Annotated in this window: 2 protein-coding genes and 2 pseudogenes; all 4 read right to left on the reverse strand. The window is 32.5% G+C overall.

Features of this window, described 5'->3' with window-relative positions:
* The coding region (locus ACP6PL_RS10070) for a 7TM diverse intracellular signaling domain-containing protein (RefSeq protein WP_426545110.1) at nt 1-1357 on the reverse strand (1357 nt) is incomplete at its 3' end.
* A gap of 528 nt (nt 1358-1885) precedes the next feature.
* Entirely contained in the window at nt 1886-7120 is a 5235-nt protein-coding gene (locus ACP6PL_RS10075; RefSeq protein WP_426545112.1) for an AAA family ATPase, read from the reverse strand.
* Nucleotides 7103-7840 (reverse strand): annotated as a pseudogene (locus ACP6PL_RS10080) (serine/threonine protein kinase); the annotation flags it as partial. The gene ACP6PL_RS10075 and the pseudogene ACP6PL_RS10080, both read right to left, overlap by 18 nt.
* Nucleotides 7841-7937: 97 nt before the next feature.
* Nucleotides 7938-8341: pseudogene (locus tag ACP6PL_RS10085) on the reverse strand (hypothetical protein); the annotation flags it as partial.

The following is an 8341-nucleotide window of genomic DNA, read 5'->3' on the forward strand; positions in this document are numbered from 1 at the left end:
TCATATTAGCAATGAAAGTGCTTTTTGCTTGGTTTGCTACTTCCGCTTTTTGTTTCGCAATCGATAATTGTTCTGTTCTTGCTACAACTTTTTTTTCTAAAATAATATTTTGTTCTTGAATTAATTTTTGATTAAGTTCAGCATTTTCCAAGGCTTCATTTTGTGCTTTTTCTCTTTCATCTTGAATCAGATTAATTCTATCTGCTAAAGCAAACGAAAATAATAATACTGATAAACTAAAAGTAAAATTTGAACGGTTTTCTACATAAAGACCATGAGGTATAAAACCAAGAGCACTAAAACAACGAAGAATTATTCCTAAAATAGGGGGGAACATAGCTAATAAAAAATATTTACTTGGCTTATATCTTTGTTTCCATCTCACCAAAGCAGTCGTTAATATTACGGAACTAACAAATATACCATTAAAAATTACGCTAATATTATTCCATTTTGTTGGTATTGATATAATAATTACCGTAACTAGAACTAAAGATATAATAAATAAAAATCTATCCATTTTAGGAAGATATTGTTTAGTTTTTAAGAAAGATTGGGTGAATTTTATCCAATAAAATAACATTAATAATAGGGCAAATGATTGAATTTCATGATAGTTAGGAAAATCATTCCACAAGAATTGATGTCCTATTCCATCTCGACATAATCGAAACCATAAATAACCTATAATAAACAAGATAAAATGTAGATAACTTTTGTCTTTTAAAGAAATAAATAAAAATAAGTTATAACCAATCATTATTAAAAAAGTTCCATAAGCTATTCCCAAAGATAAAATATTATTTTGATCCTCCTGTAAAAATGTTTCCCAAGAATAAATATTTAAGGGAATAACTAAACCTGCTTTTGAAGTTAAACGTAGATAAATAGTTTTTTCATTCTCTTCAGTAAAAGGTAAACTAAATATAAAAAAACGATGGTTAAATTCTCTAGTTTTAAAAGGTAAAAATCTACCAGTTTTAATTATCTTAAATCCTGTTTTATCTGTTTGATAAGAATAAAAATCTACTGTGCCTATACGAGTATCATTTAAACTTAATATCCATTTTTGTGTCGCACTTGCTTTATTTTCTACTCGAAAGCGAACCCAGATTGCTGATATTTTTACACCTAAGTTGGGGAGTTTTTTATTACTAGGAATAAAATCTTGATCGACAACATCTTCAATAGTTAATTCCCTAGTTTTATCTTCAAATATTTCTAAATGTAATCCTAAAGGATATTTTGTAGTTTCATCCGTTAAAATAACAGGATTATTGATATGCTTTAAGTTCTGATTATTTTGAGCATAAATTTTAGATGCAGAAATAAATAAACAGAAACCAACAATTATCAAGATTAAGAGTCGTTTAATACAAATTTTCTTCATGTTATGTTACCTACAGCGCTTTTCAGTTGAGTAGACTACTAAACTCATTGTTAGGAGTCAGGAGTTAGGAGTTAGGAGTTAGGAGTTATATCATGTCCGGTGGAATAGTTATAAATAAATGAGGGAGGAGTCAGGAGTCAGGAGGGAAGAGAGCAGAGAGAAAGTATAAAAATAAGAAAGTTTTTTTATCACTAATTATCCGGACATGATATTAGGAGTTAGTATCATTGTGGTTTATTCATATGAAAAGCGCTGTAATTAAATAAATTAAGAAGTTATATTATGTGCCCCCTTCGAGGGAGCTACGCTAACGGTTAAATAGTTATTATAATTACAGTTCGTAGTAGGGCTTCAGCCCGAACTGTAGATAGGGCTGAAGCCCTACTACAAACAAAAACTTTATTATAAGTGATTATCCAAACATGATATTATATCTAATCTAAGATTATCAACTAATACAATTTTTGTTTATGACTTTTGATAATATATTGATTCTCAACACCTAAATGATTCAATTAATTGTCTAATGGTCTTAAATTGATAATCATTAATTAAAACACTCAATTTTTCTGCTAATAAAGATTGATCGGCAGGTATTTTTTTAATTAATTCTAACATCATATCATCATCTAAAGCTTTGGTGGCATAATACACTTGTTCCAACCATTTAGTGGGCATTGTCTCTAAATCTTCTACTGTTAAACTAGATACTTCTGTCGTAGTTTGAGATGGAGTTTCTTCTTCATAAATATATTCAACTCCTAAATGCTTTTGCATCGTTTCAAAAATCATTGATTCTCGAAAGGGTTTTCTGACAAAATCATCACATCCTGCTGATAAAATAATTGCTTTTTGTTCTTCTAATACACTCGCTGTTAAGGCTATAACTGCTGTTGCATTTCCTTTAGTTGTGCCTTTAATCTGTTGAGTGGCTTCATAACCATCCATTACTGGCATTCTCATATCCATCCAAATTAAATGAGGTTGCCATTTTTCCCAGATTTCAATTCCTTCTTTTCCATTTGTGGCTTCTTTTAATTCAAATCCTAATGGTTGTAATAGCTTAATCAATAATAAACGATTAGTCGGGCGGTCATCTACAATTAAGATTTTATAACGGATTTGATTGGGTTGTAAGCCAATTACATGACGTGGTTTTTCTTGAGTTTCTATATCTGTTTTGTTGACAACTTCTACTTCAATATCAAATCTAAAAGTTGTACCTATTCCTACTTGACTTTTAACAGTAATATCTCCTCCCATTAATTGCACAAATTTACGACTAATGGGTAATCCTAATCCTGTGCCTTCTTGACTATTTTTACCTGTTTCAGTTTGAGCAAATGGTTCAAATAATTTACTCATTTCATCTTCAGCTATTCCTGTTCCTGTATCTCTGACTTCAAAAATAATTTTTCCCTTATTTTCACCCCTTTCTAAGGTGGGATTAAGGGGATATTTTTCATTTTCACCCTTTTCAAAGAGAAGATTAGAGGGGGATTCTTTTTGAGGAGCAACTGTTACACTCACACCCCCTTCAGATGTAAATTTAATTCCATTATTGATTAAATTAATTAAGACTTGGCGGAGTTTAGTTTCATCGGTATAGATATATTGAGGTACATCATCTTCATGGTCAAAGATTAATGTTAAACCTTGATTTTCTGCTGCAATATGTAATAAATCTTCAAGTTCGTTTAAGAAGGAATAAAAGTCAAAACTATTAGGATTGAGAGTCATTTTCCCGGCTTCAATTTTAGATAAGTCTAAAATGTTATTAATCAAGGTTAATAAATAGCTACCACTGTTATTAATAATAGTTGTATTTTCTTGATGTTCTTGTGATAAATTCCGAGAACGGAGCATAATTTGCGAAAAGCCTAAAATGGCATTTAAAGGAGTGCGTAATTCATGGCTCATATTAGCAATGAAAGTGCTTTTGGCTTGGTTTGCTACTTCCGCTTTTTCTTTGGCAATGGATAATTCTTCTGTTCTTTCTTCAACTTTTTCTTCTAAACTATTGGCATAGTCTTGAACTTGAGTATAAAGTTGAGCATTACTCAAAGCAATGGCAGCTTGTCCACTCAGTAATTGTAAAAAATCAATCCGATCGCCAGTAAAAGCATTTGCCGTAATTTTATTTTCCAAATAAACGATACTGACAAGTTCACCTTGATTAAGCAGAGGGTAACATAAGATTGAGAGAGGTTGAGTTGATTGAATATAAATATCTTGACTAAATTTGTCTGATTTACTCCCATCATCAATAACTATGATTTCATGGGTGCGTTCCACATAATTGATAATGGTTTCTGGTAAAAATTCACAAATAGCTTGGTTTGGTGAAAAAGATTTACTATTATCATTGTTATAAATGGCAATAGAGAGACTTCGCTTATCCTCAGATGTTTTGGTGGGGAGTAGCAAACAACCTATTTGTGCACCTGCATTTTCCAACAAAATTTTCATCAATGTTTGTAATAAATTCTCTTGCTTCATCTCAGAGGCGATCGCCGTAGAAGCTTTCATAAGCGTAGTAAGATCTAGAGCTTCACTGCTACCAGTATTGGTTGAGGAAGTTTTGATAGAGGAAGAAAGTTTTTCTGGTTCATATTTCAATAACTGAGGATATTCCTTATCTAGGTGCTGGACTTTGGCATTTGCACCCCAAGTCAGATAACAGTAACGAGCTTCTTGTAGATAAATTTGAGCAAATTTGTCTTTACCCCAATCAAAGTAAAATTTGCCAGCAAGTTCATTTGCTAATGCTTCTTCTTGAATATATTCGTTAGTTTTAGCCCCTGCAATAGCTTTGTCATAGAGTTCAATAGCTTCTAATTTTTCCCCTAAAACTAGGCATTTTTCTGCTTCCACTAAATCAACCTTATGTTGGTGATTCATAGGGGCATATTTTGCCCATTTTCCTTGCAGTTGTATTTGGTTTTCTTCCACCCGTTGAAGTATAGCTACTTTTTGCTCTGGATTATGTTTCAAAGTAGCTAAGGCACTCAAAGAATCATAGAAATAAAATACAGGTATAATGATTCTTCCTAATCCCACACTTAAATATTCCCTCGTCTTAACTGCAAATTTTTGAGACGCTTCAATTTCTCCAAACAGGTAACAAAGAATTAATTTATAGAAGTAAATTAGGAGGAAATCACTGGCACTAAACTGTTGTGACAAAGATTCTGTTTCTTGAAAGACTTGTCCTGATAAAGTAGTCTGATAGTCTCCCATTCCTAACAAATTTAAAATGGACTGGTGATAGATTCGACACCAATTTGCTGATATTAATTGATTTAATTGAACTAACTGATTAATATGTACATTAATATCCTGATTCAATGTTATTAGAGATTTACCAGAGCAAAAAGAGTTGAGATAAAAAGAATGGATGAGATATCCAAACGTTTCTATTTTTCCAACTTCTAGTGCGATTCCATATCCTTCTTGAAAGAGAGGCAGGGTTTCTTTTAAATGGCATTTACGCTGTATAATCGATGCTCCTAAAATTTGTAATACTTCGGGTTTGCCAACTTTAGGAGCAAGTTTTGCAACAACCTGAAGTGCCAACTGACCAAACTTTATTCCTGTGTCCACATCCTGCAAAATATCACAGGTAATGGCGCTATACAGAGAATAACCAAAGCCTGAAGTCGATGTATTTCCGTATTTAAGGTATAACTTGATGGACAAGGTAATCAATAAGAAAACAAGAGAAGAACCAGTGAGATAAGTGGGTGGTAGGATGCTATTGATAATATTTGTAATGGCGATTTTTTCAGGATTTTTCATTACAGGTAAGTCAATCAACTCTTCAACTTGTCTTTCTCCAATTAATTGATTAACCTCTATTAGTGAGTTTTGAATATCTTCTGGTTGGGGTAGATCGGGAAAGTTAATATCGAATTGTGATAGAATTTGTTTGCCAATGGCAATGGCTTGATGAGGTTTATTTTGAGCAAGATGGGAAAAAATTCTAATTTGATAGGCATTGACTTGTTCGAGTAAAGTATGTGTCTCAGAAATAATTTTCTCAATAAACTTATCCATCTCTTCAAAGTTACCACAGAAGGCAGCTAATTCTGCTCCTAAATCATGAAAGTTAAGAGTCATTTCATATTGATTTTGCCAAGCATTTTCTCCTAGCAAAACTAATCCGATCTTGACATATTCTAAACTTACTTTATAAGCAGTAGCTTCCCTTGCTTTACGAGAGGCAATTAAATTTAACCTTGCTAATTCATCTTTTTCTTTTTGTTCAGTAATTAAAGTTGTTCCATAATTCAAATGATTGACTATCTTAAAAATCTCATCTTCTATTGCTGAAGGGGGAATTTGTTGTAATAATAGTTGTCCGATGTGATAATGGGTTGTCTGTTTTTTACTTTCTGGAATCAGAGAATAAGCTGCTTGTTGAATGCGATCGTGTCCAAACTGGTAATCATGAATTAAAAGATTTTCGTCTAGGGAAGATGTTGCTAAAATAAATCCCTGTTGTATTGCTAACTGAAGATTGTCAAAGATAATTTCTAGACTTTGATTCTTAATTAAAGACAGGATTTTCAACTCAAACTCCGTACCCAAATAAGCAGCGGTGGATAAAATATCCTGTACTGAGGTAGGTAACTTCTTTAACTTTTCCACCATTAATTCCACCACATTATCAGTAAATTCCATTCTCTCAATTTGCTCTATATCCCATTGCCATTCTCTTTGATGGTGATTGAATGTAAGTAAGTTTTCCTTGTAGAGATTTGTGATAAATTGCTCAGTAAAAAAGGGATTACCTTGGGTTTTGCGAATTATTAACTTAGCTAAATCTTTAACTTGGTTTCCATCTTTGTCCAAGGTGTCTGCAATTAGTTCCATCACCTGTTCTAATGATAAGGGATTTAAAGTAATTTTTTCCACATTAACACTCTGACGTTGGAGTTTTTTGAGAGTTAAAGCTAGGGGGTGAGCATCATCTACTTCATTATCTCGATAGGCAATAATTAACAACAAATACTTGATTTTACTTTTTATTAGTAGTGATTCTAAGAGGTTTAAAGTGGCTAAATCTATCCACTGTAAATCATCTAGAAAAATAACCAAAGGATGCTCTGAAGTACAAAATGCTTGAATAAAATTTTGAAAGACTAGATTAAAACGATTTTGTGCTTCACTTCCATCCAATTTTGGGATAGGTGCTTGAGTGCCAATAATTAACTCCAAATCAGGAATCACATCAATTACCACCCGAGCATTATTTCCTAATGCAGTTAATATTTTTTCTCGCCATTGCTCAAGCATCGTCTGGGATTCAGTTAATAGTTGCTTTACTAGATAGCTAAAAGCATTCACCAGAGCTGAGTAGGGAATATTCTTCTGGAATTGATCGAACTTTCCCCAAATAAAATAACCCGGTTTTTCCGTAATTGGTTGATAGAGCGATCTGACTAAAGCTGATTTTCCTATACCAGAATACCCTGACACCAAAATAAGTTGACTTGTTGCCAAGGATTGAGAAGAGTTAGCAACTCGCTCAAAAGCATTTATTAATCTGGAAATCTCTTTTTCTCTACCATAAAGTTTTTGAGGAATTTGAAAGCGATCGCAAATATCCTTTTCCCCAAGGTTAAATTCGATAATCTTGCCTGTTTTTTGCCATTGTTGTAAACATTCTTCTAAATCTGTCCTTAATCCCCAAGCACTCTGATAACGCTCCTCCGGATTTTTCGCCATTAATTTACTCACAATATTAGCAAGAGTGGGCGAAATTTCTCCCTTCTTCACTTCTAACAAGGAAATTGCTTCTTTAGCAATGTGACAATGAACTAACTCAAGGGGATCGTTTGTGCTAAAAGGGAGGAAACCCGTTAATAATTCATAAAATGTTACCCCCAATGAGTAAAAATCACTGCGATAGTCTAAAACCCTATTCATACGCCCAGTTTGCTCTGGGGAAATATAACTAAGAGTACCTTCTAGATTATGAGGAGATTGTAGGAAATTATTTTCTCGACTGAGTTGAGTAGAGATTCCCAAGTCAATCAATTTTAGTTCCATCGTCTCTTGATTGAGAACGATATTTGTCGGATTAATGTCTTTATGAATAATATTTTGGCTATGAAGTTGTGCTAATGCTTCTGTTATTTCTAATGATAAAGGTAAGAATAAATCTATAGGTATTCCTTGGGGATATTGAGTTAACAAATGGTTGAGAGAAATTGCCCCAAAATCTTCAAAAACAATGATTAAAGTTTTTTGCCATTTTTCTAAACCATAAGCTTTGATTACTCTCGGTAAGTTTAACTGATGGGCAAGGTTATATTCTTGTTTATATCTTCTCAGTTGTTCTGGGGTAGGATAGTCTACCTTGAGGATTTTGAGAATAACTGAAAGTCCATCTGATTGTCGTATAGCCCGATAAACCTGAGAGTTTTCACCATTATAAATGGAAGTAAATTTTTCATAGCCTGAAAAAAAAAATCATAATTATACAAGATAAATTAAATATAAAAGAACGGTGATTAATTTTGATAATTAATTTTTTTTGTTATCATAAAATAGATTCAATTAATTGTCTAATAGTCTTAAATTGATAATCATTAACTAAAGTAGTTAACTTTTCAGCTAATAAACATTTTTCAGTGGGAATTTGTGCAATTAGTTCTAACATCATATCATCATTTAAAGCTTTAGCAGCATAATACATTTTTTCTAACCATTCACTTGGCATTGTCTGCAAATCTTCTACTGTTAAACTTGGTAATTCAGTAGCAATTTGAGATTCAGTTTCCTCTTCATAAATATATTCCACTCCTAAATGCTTTTTCATCGTTTCAAAAATGGTTGCTTCTTGAAAAGGTTTTCTGACAAAATCATCACATCCTGCTGATAAAATAATGGCTTTCTGTTCTTCTAACACACTTGCTGTTAAGGCGATAATTGCCGTGGCATTTC

The organism is Dapis purpurea BLCC-M126, assembly GCF_050015975.1.
In the GTDB taxonomy this organism is placed as follows: domain Bacteria; phylum Cyanobacteriota; class Cyanobacteriia; order Cyanobacteriales; family Microcoleaceae; genus Trichodesmium.

Coding starts and splice junctions, on each gene's coding strand:
- ACP6PL_RS10075 (WP_426545112.1), bottom strand. CDS start 7,120: ATGGCGAAAAATCCGGAGGAGCGTTATCAGAGTGCTTGGGGATTAAGG.